At 65.3% G+C, this 17,600-nt stretch carries 20 protein-coding genes; 14 read left to right on the forward strand and 6 right to left on the reverse strand.

All coding sequences use genetic code 11. From position 1 onward, the window contains the following. The first annotated feature begins 42 nt into the window (after positions 1-42). The 13 genes from mltG (at position 43) to V6F88_RS02065 (ending at position 12,635) form a co-directional block, all read left to right on the forward strand. Positions 43-1,191: an endolytic transglycosylase MltG gene (gene mltG, locus V6F88_RS02005; protein ID WP_332607677.1), complete on the forward strand. Its 1,149-nt coding sequence runs from the start codon at positions 43-45 to the stop codon at positions 1,189-1,191. After that, positions 1,188-1,811 carry a dTMP kinase gene (gene tmk / locus V6F88_RS02010; RefSeq protein WP_332607678.1) on the forward strand — a complete coding sequence of 208 codons (624 nt, stop codon included), beginning with the start codon at positions 1,188-1,190 and terminating at the stop codon, positions 1,809-1,811. Before mltG ends, tmk begins: the two co-directional genes overlap by 4 nt. Continuing rightward, on the forward strand, positions 1,808-2,857 hold the full coding sequence (gene holB, locus V6F88_RS02015; RefSeq protein ID WP_332607679.1) for a DNA polymerase III subunit delta': 1,050 nt from the start codon (positions 1,808-1,810) through the stop codon (positions 2,855-2,857). Before tmk ends, holB begins: the two co-directional genes overlap by 4 nt. Positions 2,858-2,938: 81 nt before the next feature. Next, the gene (locus V6F88_RS02020) at positions 2,939-3,709 is read left to right on the forward strand and encodes a TatD family hydrolase (protein ID WP_332607680.1); all 771 of its coding nucleotides are present in this window, start codon (positions 2,939-2,941) and stop codon (positions 3,707-3,709) included. Between the two features lie 128 nt (positions 3,710-3,837). After that, positions 3,838-4,794: an ankyrin repeat domain-containing protein gene (locus V6F88_RS02025; protein ID WP_332607681.1), complete on the forward strand. Its 957-nt coding sequence runs from the start codon at positions 3,838-3,840 to the stop codon at positions 4,792-4,794. 204 nt (positions 4,795-4,998) lie between these two features. Continuing rightward, complete coding sequence (locus V6F88_RS02030) at positions 4,999-5,739, forward strand: IclR family transcriptional regulator (RefSeq protein WP_332607682.1); 741 nt, start codon at positions 4,999-5,001, stop codon at positions 5,737-5,739. 116 nt (positions 5,740-5,855) lie between these two features. Next, positions 5,856-6,599: a transporter substrate-binding domain-containing protein gene (locus tag V6F88_RS02035; RefSeq protein ID WP_332607683.1), complete on the forward strand. Its 744-nt coding sequence runs from the start codon at positions 5,856-5,858 to the stop codon at positions 6,597-6,599. Further along, a complete protein-coding gene (locus tag V6F88_RS02040; RefSeq protein ID WP_046806818.1) occupies positions 6,596-7,264 on the forward strand; it encodes an amino acid ABC transporter permease in 669 nt (222 codons plus the stop codon). The genes V6F88_RS02035 and V6F88_RS02040 overlap by 4 nt, the downstream gene beginning before the upstream one ends. Then, a complete protein-coding gene (locus tag V6F88_RS02045; protein WP_332607684.1) occupies positions 7,261-8,043 on the forward strand; it encodes an amino acid ABC transporter ATP-binding protein in 783 nt (260 codons plus the stop codon). Before V6F88_RS02040 ends, V6F88_RS02045 begins: the two co-directional genes overlap by 4 nt. Further along, positions 8,040-8,987: a formimidoylglutamase gene (gene hutG, locus V6F88_RS02050; protein ID WP_332607685.1), complete on the forward strand. Its 948-nt coding sequence runs from the start codon at positions 8,040-8,042 to the stop codon at positions 8,985-8,987. Before V6F88_RS02045 ends, hutG begins: the two co-directional genes overlap by 4 nt. Before the next feature lie 209 nt (positions 8,988-9,196). Then, positions 9,197-10,486, forward strand: coding sequence for a Glu/Leu/Phe/Val family dehydrogenase (locus tag V6F88_RS02055; RefSeq protein WP_332607686.1), 1,290 nt, complete (start codon positions 9,197-9,199; stop codon positions 10,484-10,486). Positions 10,487-10,701: 215 nt separating this feature from the next. After that, positions 10,702-11,181 carry a thioesterase family protein gene (locus tag V6F88_RS02060; RefSeq protein ID WP_332607687.1) on the forward strand — a complete coding sequence of 160 codons (480 nt, stop codon included), beginning with the start codon at positions 10,702-10,704 and terminating at the stop codon, positions 11,179-11,181. Between the two features lie 344 nt (positions 11,182-11,525). Next, the gene (locus V6F88_RS02065) at positions 11,526-12,635 is read left to right on the forward strand and encodes a porin (RefSeq protein WP_332607688.1); all 1,110 of its coding nucleotides are present in this window, start codon (positions 11,526-11,528) and stop codon (positions 12,633-12,635) included. Between the two features lie 240 nt (positions 12,636-12,875). Here the strand turns inward: V6F88_RS02065 and V6F88_RS02070 are convergent, their stop codons facing one another. The 6 genes from V6F88_RS02070 to V6F88_RS02095 form a co-directional block, all read right to left on the reverse strand. Beyond that, the gene (locus tag V6F88_RS02070) at positions 12,876-13,685 is read right to left on the reverse strand and encodes an RsiV family protein (RefSeq protein WP_332607689.1); all 810 of its coding nucleotides are present in this window, start codon (positions 13,683-13,685) and stop codon (positions 12,876-12,878) included. A 32-nt stretch (positions 13,686-13,717) separates the two neighbouring features. After that, positions 13,718-14,494: a lipoate--protein ligase family protein gene (locus V6F88_RS02075; protein WP_332607690.1), complete on the reverse strand. Its 777-nt coding sequence runs from the start codon at positions 14,492-14,494 to the stop codon at positions 13,718-13,720. Then, positions 14,491-14,766, reverse strand: coding sequence for a lipoate protein ligase C-terminal domain-containing protein (locus tag V6F88_RS02080; protein ID WP_046806825.1), 276 nt, complete (start codon positions 14,764-14,766; stop codon positions 14,491-14,493). The genes V6F88_RS02075 and V6F88_RS02080 overlap by 4 nt, the downstream gene beginning before the upstream one ends. A gap of 31 nt (positions 14,767-14,797) precedes the next feature. Then, entirely contained in the window at positions 14,798-15,262 is a 465-nt protein-coding gene (locus V6F88_RS02085) for a GNAT family N-acetyltransferase (RefSeq protein ID WP_332607691.1), read from the reverse strand. Positions 15,263-15,276: 14 nt separating this feature from the next. Then, positions 15,277-15,978 carry a glutathione S-transferase N-terminal domain-containing protein gene (locus tag V6F88_RS02090; RefSeq protein ID WP_332607692.1) on the reverse strand — a complete coding sequence of 234 codons (702 nt, stop codon included), beginning with the start codon at positions 15,976-15,978 and terminating at the stop codon, positions 15,277-15,279. Between the two features lie 133 nt (positions 15,979-16,111). Continuing rightward, complete coding sequence (locus V6F88_RS02095) at positions 16,112-17,011, reverse strand: DMT family transporter (protein ID WP_332607693.1); 900 nt, start codon at positions 17,009-17,011, stop codon at positions 16,112-16,114. Positions 17,012-17,132: 121 nt separating this feature from the next. Here V6F88_RS02095 and V6F88_RS02100 point away from each other — a divergent pair, with 121 nt between their 5' ends. Then, positions 17,133-17,600 carry an Lrp/AsnC family transcriptional regulator gene (locus V6F88_RS02100; protein WP_332607694.1) on the forward strand — a complete coding sequence of 156 codons (468 nt, stop codon included), beginning with the start codon at positions 17,133-17,135 and terminating at the stop codon, positions 17,598-17,600.

Consider the following 17,600-nt stretch of genomic DNA (forward strand, 5'->3'; position numbering starts at 1 on the left):
TGCCACGACAGGCCCGCGCGATCCATTAAACTTCTGGGACTTATGAAGAAGCGACTCCGTTTTTACGTCTTGTGGTCATTCCTGCTGATCGTGATCGCCGCCGCCGCCGCGGTTGGCGCCGCCTGGAGCTGGATGCATCGACCCATGCATCTACCCGCCGACAGAATCGACTTTGTGGTGGACCCGGGCAGTAGCCCGCGCACGGTCGCGCGCGCGCTGAACGCCGTGGGCGTACCCATCTGGGAGCCCGGCTTTGTCTGGATGGCGCGCCTGTCCGAACAGGACAAGCTGCTGAAGGCGGGCGGCTATCAGGCCATCAACGGCGACTCGCCCTGGCAACTGCTGGAGCGCATGGCGCGTGGCGACATGACCCAGCGCCAGATCACCTTTCTTGAGGGCTGGACGTTCCGCCAGATCCGCCAGGCGCTGCGCGAGCACCCCGACGTCAAGCAGACGCTGGGCGAAGTCAGCGACGAAGAGCTGATGGCGCGCCTGGGGTCCGACATCAAGCATCCCGAGGGGCTGTTCTTTCCCGACACCTACATCTTTACCCCCGGCAGCACCGACTACGACCTGCTGCGCCGTTCCTATCAGGAAGGCCAGCGCATCTTGCAGGACACCTGGGCCAAGCGGCAGGCGGACCTGCCCGTGGCCACGCCTTACGAGGCCCTGGTGCTGGCGTCCATTATCGAAAAGGAAACGGGGCACGGGCCTGACCGGCGCCGCGTGTCCGGCGTGTTCACCAACCGCCTGAAGATCGGCATGCTCTTGCAAACCGACCCCACCGTGATCTACGGCATGGGCGACGCTTACCAGGGCCGGATCCGCAAGCGAGATTTGCAGACCGACACGCCGTGGAACACCTACACGCGACCCGGGCTGCCGCCCACCCCCATCGCGGCGGCGGGCAGGGCGGCGCTGCTGGCGGCGGTGCAGCCCGAGCAGCACAAGTACCTGTTCTTTGTGTCGCGCGGCAATGGCACCAGCGAATTCGCCGAGAACCTGTCCGGCCACAATCGCAACGTGTCGCGCTACATCCTGGGCCAGGGCGCACGCCCAACCCCAACCCCGACGCCCACCCCCGCGTTGACGCCCGCGACTGCGCCGGCCACCGCGCCCGTCACCGTGCCTGAGGGCCCTGGCACGGCGGCGGACTCCGAAACCGACACACCTGAAGGACAAGACCAATGACCTCTCGCGGACGCTTCATTACGCTGGAGGGCGTGGACGGCGCCGGTAAAAGCACGCACACCGACTGGATCGCGGACTTTCTGCGCGGTCAGGGGCTGGACGTGGTTTCCACGCGCGAGCCGGGCGGCACGCCCCTGGGCGAAAAGCTGCGCGCGCTGGTGCTGACCGATCAGATGGGCCTGGATACCGAAACCCTGCTGATGTTCGCGGCCCGCTGCGAACATGTCCGCCAAGTCATCGAGCCGGCGCTGGCGCGTGGCGCCTGGGTGGTGTGCGACCGCTATACCGACGCCACCTACGCCTACCAGGGCGGTGGCCGCGAGCTGGGCGCGGAACGGGTCGCCGTGCTGGAACAATGGATGCACGCGGGCCAACCCGACCGCACCTGGCTGTTTGACGTCCCCCTGGAAGTGGCGCGCGCCCGCCTTGCCGATGCGCGCGAGCCCGACCGCTTCGAACGCGAAGGCGCCGCCTTCTTCGAGCGCACCCGGCAGGCGTATCACGCCCGCGCCCAGGCCAACCCCCACCGCATTCACATCATTGATTCCACCCGGTCCATCGCCCAGATCCGTACGGAACTGGAAGCCGGGCTGCGGGCGCTGCTGGCCGTGACAACATGAGCGCGCCCCAGTTCCTGCCGTGGCAGATGGAAACGGCGCGCGCCTGGCTGGGCAACCGCGACCGCTTTGCGCACGCGTGGCTGGTGCACGGCCTGGCCGGCATCGGCAAGCTGGATTTCGCGATTGCCGCCGCCGCCAGCCTGCTGTGTGAAACGCCCGAAAACGGTCTGGCCTGCGGCCATTGCGCGGCCTGTGCCTGGTTTGCCAGCGGCAACCACCCCGACCTGCGCCGCATCCGGCCCGAAGCCGTGGCAGTCGAAGAGGGCGCGGACGCCGCCGAACCCGCCGAAGACGCCGAACCGACCTCGGGCGCGGCCAAGCGTGCTCCGTCCAAGGAAATTCGCATCGACCAGATCCGGTCGCTGGAGTCCTGGTTCAATACCGCCACGCACCGGGGCGGATGGCGCGTGGCGCTGTTGTACCCCGCGCACGCCCTGAACGTGGTGTCGTCCAACGCCTTGCTCAAGGTGCTGGAAGAACCCCCGCCGCACACCGTTTTCCTGCTGGTTGCCGACGCCCCCGACCGCCTGCTGCCGACCTTGGTATCGCGCTGCCGGCGCCTGCCCTTGCCGGCGCCTGACCCCGATACCGCGCTGCAATGGCTACGGGCGCAAAACGTCGAGCCCGCGCGGGAATGGCTGGCCGCCGCGGGCGGCGCGCCCCTGGCGGCGTTGCGACTGGCGCAGGCGGGCGATACGCCTTGTCCGCCCTGGCTGTCGCAACTGATCAACCCCTTGGCGCAGGGGCAGGCGCCCGATGTCGGCACGATGGCCGAAACGCTGGAAAAGGTGCCGGCCACTGAATGGATCGACGCCCTGCAACGCCTGTATACGGACTTGATGCTGGCCAGCGCCGGCGCGCCCGTGCGGTACTTTCCGGCGTTGGGGGCGGGCGTGGCCCAGGTGGCCGCGCGCATGAACACGGCCCGCGTGGCCGAGGCGGCGCGCTGGCTGACGCGGCAGCGCGCGCTGGCCACCCACCCCCTGAACGCCAAGCTTTTCGCGCACGCCACCCTGCAACGCGTGGTGCTATCCTGCCAGGCGTAAGTCCCTGATTCAGCGGCGCTTTGCCTGTCGCGATGTTTCTTTCGCACAGGCCGCGCCGCGATCACTTTATGTAGTCACATCATGTACGTCGATTCGCACTGTCATTTGAATTTTCCTGAGCTGGCCGCCGATCTGCCGGCCATTCTTGAGCGCATGGCCGCCAACCAGGTCAGCCACGCACTGGTCGTCAGCGTCAACATGCCCGATTGGCCCGGCCTGATGTCGCTGGTGGAACCCCAGCCCAACCTGTGGGCCTCGGTGGGCGTGCACCCCGATTACGAAGACACGCCCGATCCGTCGCCCGAAGAGCTGGCGCGCTTGTCGCAGCACCCCAAGGTGGTGGCCATCGGCGAAACCGGGCTGGATTACTACCGTTTGTCCGAACCGCTGGATTGGCAGCGCGAACGCTTTCGCCGGCATATCCGCGCCGCGCGCGACACCGGCCTGCCGCTGATCGTGCACACGCGTTCGTCCGCCGAAGACACGGTGCGCATGCTCAAGGAAGAAAAGGCGGCCGAGGTGGGCGGCGTGATGCACTGTTTCACCGAAACCTGGGAAGTGGCCCAGGCGGCGCTGGATCAGAATTTCTATATCTCGTTGTCGGGCATCGTCACGTTCAAGAACGCGCAGATCGTGCACGAAGTGGCCAGCAAAGTGCCGCTGGACCGCCTGCTGATCGAAACCGATTCCCCGTACCTGGCGCCGGTGCCGTATCGCGGCAAGCTGAATGACCCGTCGAAGGTGATTCACGTGGCCGAAAAGATCGCGGACCTGCGAGGCATCCCGGTAGCCGAGGTGGCGCGCGCGTCCACGGAAAACTTCTTCAAGCTGTTCAGCAAGATCAAGAAGTAAGAGCAAGCAGCGCGTAAAGACATACCCTTCAAAGACGTAGGGTTTGAATAAACACCATCGGCCAGGCCAGAAACCCGCCTTCAGGCCGACGCCCACATAACCCTCGTTCCTTCCCATCCAGGATAGCCATGACCGCCCACACACCGACTTTCCGCCCTGTCTTGTCGCAATGCCGAGGCGCGCTGTTGGCGCTGGCCATTGCCTTCGGCGCTTGCGCCGCGCCGCTGGCCCAGGCCGCTAATCCGGGCGACTGGTGGGTGTACGTGGCCAACGATTACCCGGACGACGTCAAGGACCTGCTGGCGCAAGGGGCCGACCCCAACGTGCGCTACCAGAACGGGCAGCCCGCCCTGATGCGCGCGGTGGTCGATGGCGCCTGGAAGGTGTTTGACGTGATCGCGGCCGACAAGCGCACGGACGTGAACGCCGAGAACCCGGCCGGCGAAACCCCGCTGATGTACCTGGCCATTGCCGGCCAGACCGAGCGCGCCAAAAAGCTGATTGCGAGGGGCGCCCAGATCAACCGTCTGGGCTGGACGCCGCTGCACTACGCCGCGTCCAAGGGGCAGATGGAAATGGCGCGCATGCTGCTGGGTAAGAAAGCCATGGTGAACGCGCCCGCCCCGGGCGGCGAAACGCCCCTGATGATGGCGGCGCTGGGCGGCAACCGCGAAATGGTCGATCTTCTGATCAAGGCGGGGGCGGACGTCACCACGCGCGACCTGAAGAATCAAAGCGCTGCTGACTGGGCGCGCAACGGCAAATCGGCGGCGGTGGCGACGTACCTGACCACCAAGGTGGCCCAGGCGGACGAGGCCAAGCGGGCGCGCCGCGCGGCCAGCCCCGCGCCGGTTGAGGCCGATGCCGCGACGGGTGCGGACCCCGCCGCGCAGGGCAGCGCGCAAGGCGCCGCACAGCCGGCAGGGGAAACTTCTGGCGCGTCGATGGGTGTTGCGCCGGGCGCCACGCCGGCGGCCGCTGCGCCGGCGCCCGCCGGCGGTGCCTCGGCTCCTGCCGCCGCGCCCAACGTGGGCGGTGTATCCGGCGTCAAGCTGAACAACTACGACACGCCTGCCGCACCGTAAACGGGCAGGACGCAGCGGCGTCCAGCCGCTGCAATGCTCCGCTGCCGGCCCCGAGAAAGGGACACATTAAAAAGACCGCATTGCGGTCTTTTTTTTCGTACTTATCTGGGGTTTTCCCTGCTTATTCTCATCCTTCGGGAAAAATCCGGCGAAGAACCACCATGAATTGATAATCTCGCCTCCTTATTGCTGGGAGCAGAGTTGATGTCGGAACCCTCGGTGGGAGCGGGCGCGGATCGTGTCCTGTACGTGTTGGCCACGCTGGCCCGGCACGATGGCCCGTTGACGATCGCCGCCCTGGCCGAAAAAACCGGGCTGGCCCAAAGCACGCTGTATCGCCAGGTTGCCTTGCTAAAGCGCTGGGGTTTCGTCGCCGAACACGAAGGCGAATACGGCCCGGGCCCGCTCTGCGTTCAGCTGGCGTGGGGCTTTGACCAGTCTTCCTTTTTGATACACGAAGCGCAGCCCGACATGGCGTCGCTGGCCGCCGCATCCGGCGAGACCATCGGCTTGCTGGTCGCCGTCAAGGACCAGGCCGTGTGCCTGGACATGATCGAAAGTCAGCACCCGCTGCGGTGTTCGTTCACCAAGGGGCGCGGCCTGCCGTTGGCGCGGGGCGCATCCGCCAAGTCATTGTTGGCCTTCATGCCGCTGGGCCGCCTGCAAGCCGCCCTGGCCTATCTGGCCGACGAAGCAGGGGTCGCCCCCTCGCGCCTGGAAGACGAGCTGGAACGCATACGTGGGCAGGGCTACGCCGTCACCGATAGCGAAGTGGATGCCGGCGTGTGGGGCGTCAGCGTCCCGATATTCCAGCGGCCCAATCAGGCCGTGGCCTCGATCACCTTGATGGCGCCGTCCACGCGCGCGGCCCAACGGCCCGACGCGCTGATCGCCATGACCGTGGCAGCGGCGCGCCGCATTTCCGACCGCCTGAAGGTCCATTGAAGGTATCCCCTGGCCGCCTGTTCCGCCGCATCTCCAGGCCGCCTTGTTCAGCCGCATTGTTCAGACGCATCCCCCTAGCCGTACCCATCGCCGTACCCACTCGCATAGGACTCACCATGACCACTCGCCGCACATTGTTGACCGCCGCCCTGACGCTGGGCCTTGCCTGGAGCGCCGGCGCGGCGCATGCCCAGGACACCATCCGCGCCGTTACCGACGCCACCTTCCCGCCGATGGAGTTCGTCAAGGACGGCAAGCGCACCGGCTTTGACATCGAGCTGGTCGAAGCGCTGGCCGGCGCCATGGGCAAGAAGGTCGAATGGATCGACATCGACTTCAAAGGCCTGATCCCCGCCTTGCAAGCCGGCCGCGCCGACATCGCCGTGTCCGCCATCTACATCACGCCCGAACGCAGCAAGGTGGTGGACTTCACCGATCCCTACTACGCCGGTGGCCTGGTCGTGCTGACCAAGACCGACAGCCCCATCAAAACGCTCAAGGACCTGGACGGCCGCAAGGTGTCGGTGCAGGTGGGTACGAAGTCGGTCAACTACCTGAAAGAACACCTGCCGGCCGTGCAGCGCGTGGAAGTCGAGAAAAACCAGGAAATGTTCAACCTGGTGCAGATCGGCCGCGCCGACGCCGCCGTGACGGGCAAGCCCGCCGCCAAGCTGTTCGCGCAAAGCACCACGGGCCTGACCGTGCTGGACGAGCAGGTGACGACCGAGGACTACGGTATTGCCGTGCCCAAGAGCAAGCCCGAGCTGACCCGTGATTTGAACGCCGCGCTGAAAAAGCTGAAGGCGGACGGCAGCTACCAGGCCATCGTGAACAAGTGGTTCGAGGCGCCCAAGAAATGAACCTGGAATTCGCCCCCGTCTTCGCCGACTTCGACAGCCTGATGCGGGGCGCGGTGGTTACCGTGGAGGTAACCGCCGGCGCCTTGCTGCTGGGCTGTGTCATGGGCCTGTTGGTCGGCGTCGGCCGGCTCAACCCCAAGCGCTACGTCATCTACAACCTGTGCAGCGTTTATCTGCTGTTCTTTCGCGGTACGCCGTTGCTGGTGCAGTTGTTCATCTGGTTCTTCGGCCTGCCGCAGTTTGGCGTGACCTTGCCCGCGTTCGCCTGCGGCGTGCTGGGCCTGGGCATGTATTCGGGCGCCTACGTGTCCGAAATCGTGCGCGGCGCCATTCAGTCGGTGGACCGTGGCCAGACCGAAGCGGCGCGTTCGCTGGGCATGTCGTCCGGCCAGGCCATGCGCATCATCATCCTGCCGCAGGCGGTAGTGCGCATGATTCCGCCGCTGGGCAATGAGTTCATCGCGCTGATCAAGAATTCGGCGCTGGTGTCGCTGCTGACCATTCACGACCTGATGCACGAAGGGCAGAAGATCATCAGCGTGTCGTATCGGTCGCTGGAGACGTATCTGGTGGTGGCCTTGATCTACCTGGTGCTGACCACCGCCGCCATGTTGATTTTGCGCAGGGTTGAAAAGCACCTGCGCGCCGGAGGGATGGTGCAATGAACCCGCTAGGCAATCCGCAGGAAATGATCCGCATCCGCGGCCTGGAAAAATCCTACGGCGATCATGCCGTGCTCAAGGGTATCGACTTTGACGTGCTGCCATCGCAGGTAGTCGTGGTGATCGGCCCCAGCGGTTCGGGCAAGAGCACGTTGCTGCGCTGCTGCAACGGCCTGGAAGTGGCCGAGGCGGGCACCGTGGACATCTGCGGCCAGACCTTGCTGGACCACGGCACGCTGCTGCCCGAGGCCGCGCTGAACCAGCTGCGCATGCAGGTGGGCATGGTGTTCCAGGGCTTCAACCTGTTTCCGCATCTGTCCGTGCTGGATAACGTCACCGTGGGCCCGCGCACGCTGCGGGGCATGGGGCGCGACCAGGCCAATGCGCTGGCCGAGGACCTGCTGAAAAAGGTGGGGCTGGTGCAGAAAATGGCGGCCATGCCCGCCAGCCTGTCGGGCGGGCAGAAGCAGCGCGTGGCGATTGCGCGCGCACTGGCCATGCAGCCCAAGGTCATGTTGTTTGACGAGCCGACCTCGGCGCTGGACCCCGAACTGGTGGGCGAGGTGTTGCAGGTGATGAAGCTGCTGGCGCGTGAAGGCATGACCATGATGGTCGTCACGCACGAAATGGGTTTTGCGCGGGATGTGGCCGACGTGGTGGCGGTGATGGATGGCGGGGTGATCCTGGAATCCGGCCCGCCCGAAGTGATCTTTACTGAACCGCGCGAGGCTCGCACCCGCGAATTCCTGCAAGCGGTGTTGAGTCAGGGGGCGGCGGCATGAGCGCGGCACAGCGGGGTCAGCACGTATGGAAGGCGCGCGACGACAGCGCCGAACAGGGCGACACGCGCCGCCTGGCGCATATCGTTCAGGCCGAGGCCGGCCAGGCAAACAAGGGCGAGCCCGTCTTGCTGGGCTTTGCCTGCGACGCGGGCGTGGCGCGCAACCAGGGGCGTGTCGGCGCGGCCGAAGGGCCGACGGGCATCCGCAAGTTCCTGGCCGGCTTGCCGGCGCATGGGCTGGCCCGGCTGCTGGATGGCGGCGACGTGGTGTGCCAGGACGATCAACTGGAAGACGCGCAAGAACGCCTGGGTCTGCGTGTCGCAGAACTGCTGGGGCAGGGCGCCCGCCCCTTGGTGTTGGGCGGCGGCCATGAAATTGCCTGGGGCACGTTCCAGGGCTTGGCGCGCTGGCTGCAAGCCCGGGGCGACACCGAGCCGGTGCTGGTCCTGAACCTGGACGCGCACTTCGACCTGCGTACCGGCCGCCCGGGAAGTTCGGGCACGCCGTTTGACCAGATCGCGCGCTACTGCGAAGCAGAGGGGCGGGCGTTGCAATATGCCTGCCTGGGAGTCTCGCGGCTGGCGAACACCCCCGCGCTGTACGCGCGCGCGGCCGAGGTGGGCGCCGTGTGGGTGGAAGACCGCGACATGCAGGAACGCCACCTGGAAGCACGTCTTGCCAATGTGGACGCGTTGCTGGCCCGCGCCCGCCACGTGTACCTGACCATCGACCTGGATGTGTTGCCGGCGGCGGTGATGCCGGGCGTGTCGGCGCCCGCCCCCTATGGGGTGCCGATGGCCGTGGTTGAGGAAATCGTGCTGCGCGTGAAGGCCAGCGGCAAGCTGCGCGTGGCCGACATGGCCGAATACAGCCCGCGCTTTGACGTGGACGGCCATGGCGCGCGCGCGGCGGCGCGGTTGGCCTGGCAGTTGATGGCGCCGTGAACGTGGCGCGGGGCCTTGCGGCTTGCGGTTGACCGAGGCTGGACGCGTGCGCATTGGCGGCTTAGGATAGGTCAGTTTTCGAGCCGGGCTCATGACCCGTACGGTATCCGCCACATCTATGCGTCCCTATTAAAAATATTTAGGTTTTAAATAGGGACGCTATAGTTTTAGTGGATAAAATGGCGCAACTTTGTCAGGAGATCATGCTCATGTCTCACACTCCCACCCATGCCTTGCCGTCTTATCTGAATGCCGATGATCTCGGCCCCTGGGGTAATTACCTGCAACAAGTCGACCGGGTCACCCCGTACCTCGGCACCTTGGGTCGGTGGGTCGAGACGCTGAAGCGTCCCAAGCGCGCCCTGATCGTCGATGTGCCGATCGAGCTCGATAACGGCACCATCGCGCACTTCGAAGGCTATCGCGTGCAGCACAACGTGTCGCGCGGCCCGGGCAAGGGCGGTGTGCGTTTCCACCAAGACGTGACGCTCTCCGAAGTGATGGCATTGGCCGCGTGGATGTCGGTCAAGAACGCCGCCGTGAACCTGCCTTATGGCGGCGCCAAGGGCGGCATCCGCGTTGACCCGCGCACGCTGTCGCATTCCGAACTCGAACGCATGACGCGCCGCTACACCAGCGAAATCGGCGTCATCATCGGGCCGTCCAAAGACATTCCCGCCCCCGACGTCGGCACCAACGCCCAGGCCATGGCCTGGATGATGGACACCTATTCCATGAACGAAGGCGCCACCGCCACGGGCGTGGTCACCGGCAAGCCGATCGCGTTGGGCGGCAGCCTGGGCCGGGTTGAAGCCACGGGCCGTGGCGTGTTCGTCGTGGCGTGCGAAGCGGCCCGCGACCTGAACATCGACGTGTCCAAGGCGCGTGTGGTGGTGCAGGGCTTCGGCAACGTGGGCGGCACCGCTGCCCGCCTGTTCCATGAAGCCGGCGCCAAGGTCATTGCCGCGCAGGATCATACCGGCACGGTGCATAACCCCGCCGGCCTGGACGTCCACAAGCTGCTGTCGCACGTGTCGCAACACGGCGGCGTGGGCGGTTTCTCGGGCGGTCAGGCGCTGGACAAGGACGAATTCTGGACGCTGGAAACTGAATTCCTGATCCCGGCCGCGCTGGAAAGCCAGATCACCGCCGACAACGCCGCCAAGGTGCGCGCCAAGGTCGTGGTGGAAGGCGCCAACGGCCCCACCACCCCGGAAGCGGACGACATCCTGTTCGAACACGGCGTGTATGTGGTGCCGGACGTGCTGGCCAACGCCGGCGGCGTAACGGTGTCGTACTTCGAATGGGTGCAGGACTTCTCCAGCTTCTTCTGGAGCGAAGAAGAGATCAACCAGCGCCTGGAACGCATCATGCGTGAAGCCTACAGCGCGGTGTCGCAGGTGGCCAAGGAACACAAGGTCACGCTGCGCACCGCCGCGTTCATCGTGGCTTGCACGCGCATCCTGCAAGCGCGCCAAGTGCGCGGCCTGTATCCGTGATGACTGAATCGGCGTGGCGTCTCTGACGCGGCGCCGAGGAGGCCGAGGTAGACAAAAACAGAAATCGCCCCGCAAGGGGCGATTTCCATTGGCGCATGGCCGGCGCAATGTGAATAGAATGTGCCCGGTGCCGGACCCGAGCCCGAGCCCGACCAGGCCACGGCCGTCCGGACCTGCCCACGCCAGTCCACCTTTTACCCCCCTCGGAGACATTCATGACTCAAGCCCTGCCGTCCACGACGCTGACCGTGGATCCTGCCTGGATCGACGCGTATGGCCATCTGAACGCCGCACACTATGTCGGCATTTTCGACCGGGTGGGCTTTGAACTGCTGGGGCAGGTGGGCGTGGGGCTGGACTACACCGAGGCCACGCGCTGCGGCATCTACACCATGAACGTGCACGTGGCTTATCTGCGCGAAGTGCTGGCCGGCGACCCGCTGATGCTGCGCGTGCGCTTGCTGGAATCGGATAACAAGCGGGTGCTTTGCCTGATGGAGCTGACCCAGACCCGCGACGGCTACCTGGCCGCCACCATGGAGCAGCTGTCCCTGCATGTGGACCTGAACACGCGTCGCGCCACGCCTTTTCCGCCCGAGTTGGAACAGCGCCTGGCCCGTGCCGTAAGCGATCACGCTGCCGAGCCGCTGCCGGCGGGCTACCGGCGCCTGTTGCCGTTGAAGGGCCCCCGTTAAGCGGCCACGCGACGCTTGGCGCCCACGCACGGACTCAGACCAGGGCTGCGCCGAAACAACACTTGAACAAGCCCCGAGCCACACTTGCCGATGCCGTGATTGCATTGCAAGTCGCGCCTTCATAACATGCTTTCGTGACGTGCTCGTGGCCGCACCGGCATCCTGCCCGGTTGTGGAGCGCTGACCACAGTGGGGCTTTTTTTTCGCGAATCGGGGCCACTAGCCGTACCGCATCATTTTCTGACACATAGCGTCCCTAGAATTCGTTCCTGCCATGCGCCATGCGCCGCTTGCCCAGCAAGCCGGCACGCGGCCCGGGTATGTTCAATCAAAGGGAATATGTAATGAAAAAGACTCTGCTCGCAACCGCGCTCCTGGCCGCCGTCACCGGCGTGGCCCAAGCGGAAACCTCGGTAACGCTGTATGGCCTGATCGACACCGGTATCGGCTACCAGCGCATCAAGGGCGACGGCTATCACGAATCCAAGGTCGGCATGGCAAACGGCGTGTCCAGCGGCTCGCGTTGGGGCCTGCGTGGCGCGGAAGACCTGGGCGATGGCCTGTCTGCCGTGTTCACCCTGGAAAGCGGCTTCAATTCGGGTAACGGCCAATCTGGCCAAAGCGGACGTTTGTTCGGTCGCCAAGCCACCGTCGGCCTGAAGGCCGATTCGTGGGGCCTGCTGGAATTCGGCCGTCAGACCAACATCGCGTCCAAGTACCTGGCCTCGATCGACCCGTTTGGCGGCAGCTACGGCCAAGCCAACGTGGGCGTGGCCTTCAGCGCCGCCAACACCGTCCGCTACGACAACATGGTCCAGTATTCGACCCCGTCGTTCAGCGGCTTCCAGTTTGGCGTGGGCTACTCGTTCAACGCGTCCGACACGACTGCCGCGCAAACCGGCTTCAAGACGGCTGACAACACCCGCGCCATCACGACCGGCCTGCGCTACGTCAACGGCCCGCTGAACGTGGCCGCCACGTACGACCAACTGAACCCGGCCAACCAGTTGGGCACGGACGCCACGCCCAAGTCGTGGTCCGTCGCCGCCGCCTACGACTTCGAAGTCGTCAAGCTGGCGTTGGGCTTTGGCCAGACGCGCGACGGCTGGTTCACCGGGCAGAGCATCAATTCGTTCGGCAGCGGCAGCCCCACGGCCAGCAGCTTCGGCACCAACGTTGCCGTGTCGGGCTTCAAGGCCAATTCGTACCTGGTCGGCCTGACCGTGCCGTTGGGCGCCAGCAGCATCCTGGCGTCGTGGCAGCGTGCCGACCCGAACGGCAACCCGCTGACCGCCGGCAACGATTCGACGATGAACGTCTACAGCATCGGCTACACGTACAACCTGTCCAAGCGCACCAACCTGTACGCGCTGGGTTCGTACGCCACCGACTTCGCGTTTGTTGACGGCGTCAAGAGCACCGTCGGCATCGTGGGCGTGCGCCACCGCTTCTAAGCCATCGCGGCAGGCCGGCGACTCGCGCGCGGCGCGCGCCGCCGGCCCGTTCTTGCCGCGGTTGTATTGAGCGGACTGGGCGTCTTACCCGGCCACAGACGCGAAAAAAGCGGCCACCTCCCTAGCTCCACTCTCAGTCCGCTCACCCGAACCTCGGCCTGCATCAGGCCTTGCGCCGCGCTGAGCACGCAGTCTTGACCGGCATTGGGCGGTGCGCCCGTTGCCGGTCTTGGCGTTGGCCTACGACCGGGGCAACAGTTCCGGCTTAAGGATGCCGCGCAGGTCGGCATACGGGATGCTTAGTTCCGGTTCGCCGTGCGAGTAGGGCGCAATCGAATAGGCGTCGTATTTGACGACGATGCCGTCACGCGTCAACGCAAAGTTGTCGCTTTCCTGGAAAGGCCACATCTTGTTGTAGGCGGCGGGATCGCGCTTGGCATCGGGGTTGCCTGTCAGCCATTTGGCATGCGCGCGCTGCAAGGCCGCAACGTATTCCGCGCGCCTGCCTGGGATCAACGCTTCATCCAGACTCATGACACGGCCGCGCGACCGTTCCCAGTTCAGATACTGCGTGGCCGGAATGCCGTGCGCGGCGCCCGTCAGGAATTGCTCGGTGTGCAATTCGATCGCCACGATGTCGCCCACCGTGTCTTTCACCGACGCCTTGAAATACGTGGCGTCGCGTGCGCGCGCCGTCGACCAGAAGTACTGCGTGTATTCCGACAGCGTGTTGTACGGGCCACGCCGATTGGCGTCGGTGCCCGTCATGTAGGCCAGCACATGGTCCACCAGCGCGCTTAATTTGGGAATGCCGGGAAACGCCACGCTGTCGATTTCAATGCGTGGGCAGTCGCCTTCGCAGCCCGGTTTGTTCGACGCCCATTTGATGCGCTCGGTGGACAGGTCGCCCACCTTTTCGGACGTGGTCGAAGCCGGCTCGGCCAAGGTGATGTTGGCCGGCGGCGTACTGCCGCAACCCGCCAGCACCAACAGGGCGGCGCCCAGGACCAGACCGCTTATCCCGCCTTGCGGCGTGAATGTGCGACGCATTGAACTACCTCCACAAATTCAAGACCTTGCCGTCAAGGCACCACGCCCGTCCATTCCGGCGTCGAGAACTTTTCATCGGCTTGCTGCTGGGCGCGCGCCAGGGTGTCGCTGCCGATTTGCCCCGGAGTCAGACGATGCAGGCCGGCAAAAGTTTCCAGCATGCGGTCGATGATGACCTCGCGCGCCAGACCCGTCTGCGTACGCAGCGGGTCAACGCGCTTTTTCGCGCTGGTGGTGCCTTTGTCGGACAGTTTCTCGCGGCCAATGCGCAAGACTTCGACCATTTTATCGGCGTCGATGTCATACGACATGGTCACGTGGTGCAGCACCGCGCCCGCGCGGCGGGCTTGCGCCGCGCCGCCGATCTTGCCGATGTCGGATGCAATGTCGTTCAGCGGTTGATACCAGGCCTTGATGCCCAGACCTTGCAACGCCGTCAATACCCAGGCGTCCAGGAACGCATAGGATTCCTGGAAGCTCATCCCGTGCACCAAGGCTTGCGGCGCGCTGAGCGAATAGGTGATGGAGTTGCCCGGTTCGATGAACATCGCGCCGCCACCGCTGACGCGGCGCACGACTTCAATGCCGTGGCGCTGGGCGCCCTCCGGGTCCACTTCGTTTTTCAGGGATTGAAAACGGCCGATGACGACGGCGGGCGCGGCCCATTCCCAGATGCGCAGCGTGGGCGGGCGCTGGCCGGCGCCCACTTCGTCGGTAATGACGGCATCCAGCGCCATGTGCAGCGACGGCGCCTGCGGGCCTTCGTGTATCAGTTGCCAGTCGTAATCGTTCCAGTCGGTGCGCGTCATGCAAGCGCCCTCCGCAGCACCACGGCCACGGCTTCGGCCGAAAAGCCGAACAGCTCGGCGTCGGCGGGCAGGGCGGATTGCACCGCCACCGCCAATTCCAGTTCGCCGGCATCGGCGGGCATGCCGTTCAAGCCGCTGTTGATGGCTTCCAGCGCTTCGGGCGGCTCTAGAAAGAAGTCGCCGCTGATGCGTACGTTGGCCAGGCGGCCGTCGCGCACTTCCAGATCCGCGACAACCAATTTGCCGCCGGGGACTTTGTATTCGCCATGCATGGGCGCTCCTTGCGAAATCAATGAACAAAAACTACAGGTTCAGCTTCATGCCGTCGTGGCTGGCCGTGAAGCCCAGGCTTTCGTAGAACCGGCGCGCATCGGGGCGCGCGCGGTCCGTCGTCAGCTGGACCAGGCCGCAGCCTTGGGCGCGGCACTGGTCGATGGCCCATTCGAACATGGCGCGCCCCAGACCCTGGCCGCGCGCCGACGAGGCGATGCGCACGCTTTCGATCTGGCCGCGCCACAGGCCCAGCCGCGACAAGCCGGGTATGAACGATAACTGCAAACAGCCGACCAGGTGTGGGCCTTGCTCAACCACGGCAAGGAACTGGTTGGAATCTTGCGCAATCGCAGCAAAGGCAGCCGTGTAACGCGGGTTCAGCGGCACCGACGCGTCTTCGCGCCGGGCGCCCAGTTCATCGTCGGCCAACAGGGCCACGATGTGCGGCAAGTCTTCCTGGCGCGCGCGGCGAAAGACCAATTGCGGATCGGACATCGCAGGGCTCCTGGCTAGCGGGCAACGTTCTGCGCGGTCTGGCCGAACAGGATGCGGCGCGATTCCTCATCGCTGATGGAAGGCGCGGTGTTGACGCTGTCGGCCAACGCGTACGCGCGCTGCGTGGCCGGGCGTTGCGCGATGGCATTGAACCAGCGTTGCAGGTGCGGAAAGTCGTTCAGGTCCTGCCCTTGCTTGGCATGCGGCACGATCCACGGGTAGGCCGCCATATCGGCAATGGAATAGTCACCCGCTACGAATTCGCGGTCGGCCAGACGCTTGTTCAGCACGCCGTACAAGCGGTTGGTTTCCTTGACGTAACGGTCGATGGCGTAGGGGATGCGCTCTTGGGCGTAGCCCGAGAAATGATGATTCTGGCCGGCCATGGGGCCCAGGCCGCCCATTTGCCAGAACAGCCACTGCGACACTTCCGAGCGGCCGCGCAAGTCGGCGGGCAGGAACTGGCCGGTCTTTTCGGCCAGATACAACAGGATGGCGCCCGACTCGAACAGCGACAGGGGCGCGCCGCCGTCGGCCGGTTGCTGGTCGACGATGGCGGGGATGCGGTTGTTGGGCGCGATGGCCAGGAATTCGGGTTTGAACTGATCGCCGCGGCTGATGTTCACCGGGTGGATCTTGTAGGGCAGGCCGGTTTCTTCAAGGAACAGCGTGATCTTGTGGCCGTTGGGGGTGGTCCAGTAATAGAGATCGATCATGGAATGCGTCCTGGGAATCAAGGCGCCGCCGGCCGTGCCGGCGGGTGGAAGGCCATGATAGCGGCAGGCATTGTGGCCGACCCCGAATAACCGGGGCCGGGGGCGGGTTTCTTGGCGGGCCCAGATCCGCGCCTTACACCACCCGGTGCGACCCGCCCGGCAGCCGCCACGTCCAGTTCAGGCTGACGCCGGCGGCGGCCACGAAGATCATCGCCACGCCCACCACCTGCATGGGGTCCATGCGCTGGCCGTAGACGACCAGGTCCAGCAGGATCGCCACGGCGGGGTAGATGAAGCTGAGCGCGGCGGTGGATGTGGTCGGCAGCTTCTGGATGGCCGAATACATCAGGATATACATCAAGCACGTATGCACCAGCCCCAGCGCCACCAGATAGCCCCATTGCAGCGGCGCGGTCGGCACGGCGCTGAAGTCCGCCATCGGCAGCAGCATCACGGCGCCCAGCGTCACCTGAACCAGCGCCAGCACTTGCGGCGGCACGCCCTTCAAGCGCTTGACGATGACCGCCGTCACGCCATACAGCGCGGCCGCGCCCAGGCCCAGCAGCAGGCCCGACAGATAGGCCTGCCCGCCCGTGTGCGTGTCGGTCAGCCGCAGCACCAGCAGCAGGCCGGCAAACGCCACCACGGACCAGGCCAGCTTGCCGCGCGACGGGCGTTCGCCCAGGAACAGCACGCCCAGCCCGATCAAAAAGAAGGGCTGCACGTTGTAGACGGCGGTGGCCAGCGAAATGGACGCCAGCCGGTAGGCCGAAAATAGCAAGACCCAGTTCATGACCAGCGCGGCGCCGGCCACCAGCGCCAAGGCCAGCGTCTTCCGGGTGAACAGGCCGGGCTTGAGCAAACCGCGCGACCAGCAATAGATATACAGCGCCATGGCCCCGAACAGGCAGCGAAAGAAAACGACGTTCCAGGCGCTTTGACCGGATTCCAGGACAAACACGCCCAGGGTGCCGGATAAGGTCATCGCGGCGGCCATTTGCGCCAGGCCAAGGCGTTCTGATGCGGGGGTCATGAGGGTCTCCATCGGCCGTCCGGCCACGTTCTTGATGGAGAAATTATCCCAGGCGCATCATGTCGGTTATATGATGATTGCGTGGCGCTTTCAGGCGCCAACCTTCATTTAGGTGAAATTTATGCAAGGTGACCTAAAAAACGAAAATCCGGTTCTGGATGGTATCGATCGCCGCCTGGTGCAGACCCTGGCGGCCAACGCGCGGACCACCACAGCCGACCTGGCTCGCCAGGTGGGCATGTCGGCGCCCAGCGTGGCGGACCGGCTGCGGCGCCTGGAGGAATCCGGCGTCATCCGCGCCTACACGCTGGATGTGGACCCGGTGGCGCTGGGCTACACGCTGCAAGCCGTTGTGCGCATTCGGCCCTTGCCGGGGCAATTGCGTCACGTGGAAGGGCTGATCGAGGAAATTCCGGAATTCGTCGAGTGCGACAAGGTCACGGGCGATGACTGCTTTATCGCCCGCGTGGTGCTGCGGTCGATCTCGCATCTGGACGGCATCCTGGAACGCGTGACCGAGTTCGCCGAAACCAACACCGCCATCGTCAAGGCGCATACGGTGCGCCGCCGCCTGCCGCCGTTGCGCTAA

Source organism: Achromobacter sp. ESBL13, from assembly GCF_036668755.1.
Lineage (GTDB): Bacteria > Pseudomonadota > Gammaproteobacteria > Burkholderiales > Burkholderiaceae_B > Achromobacter.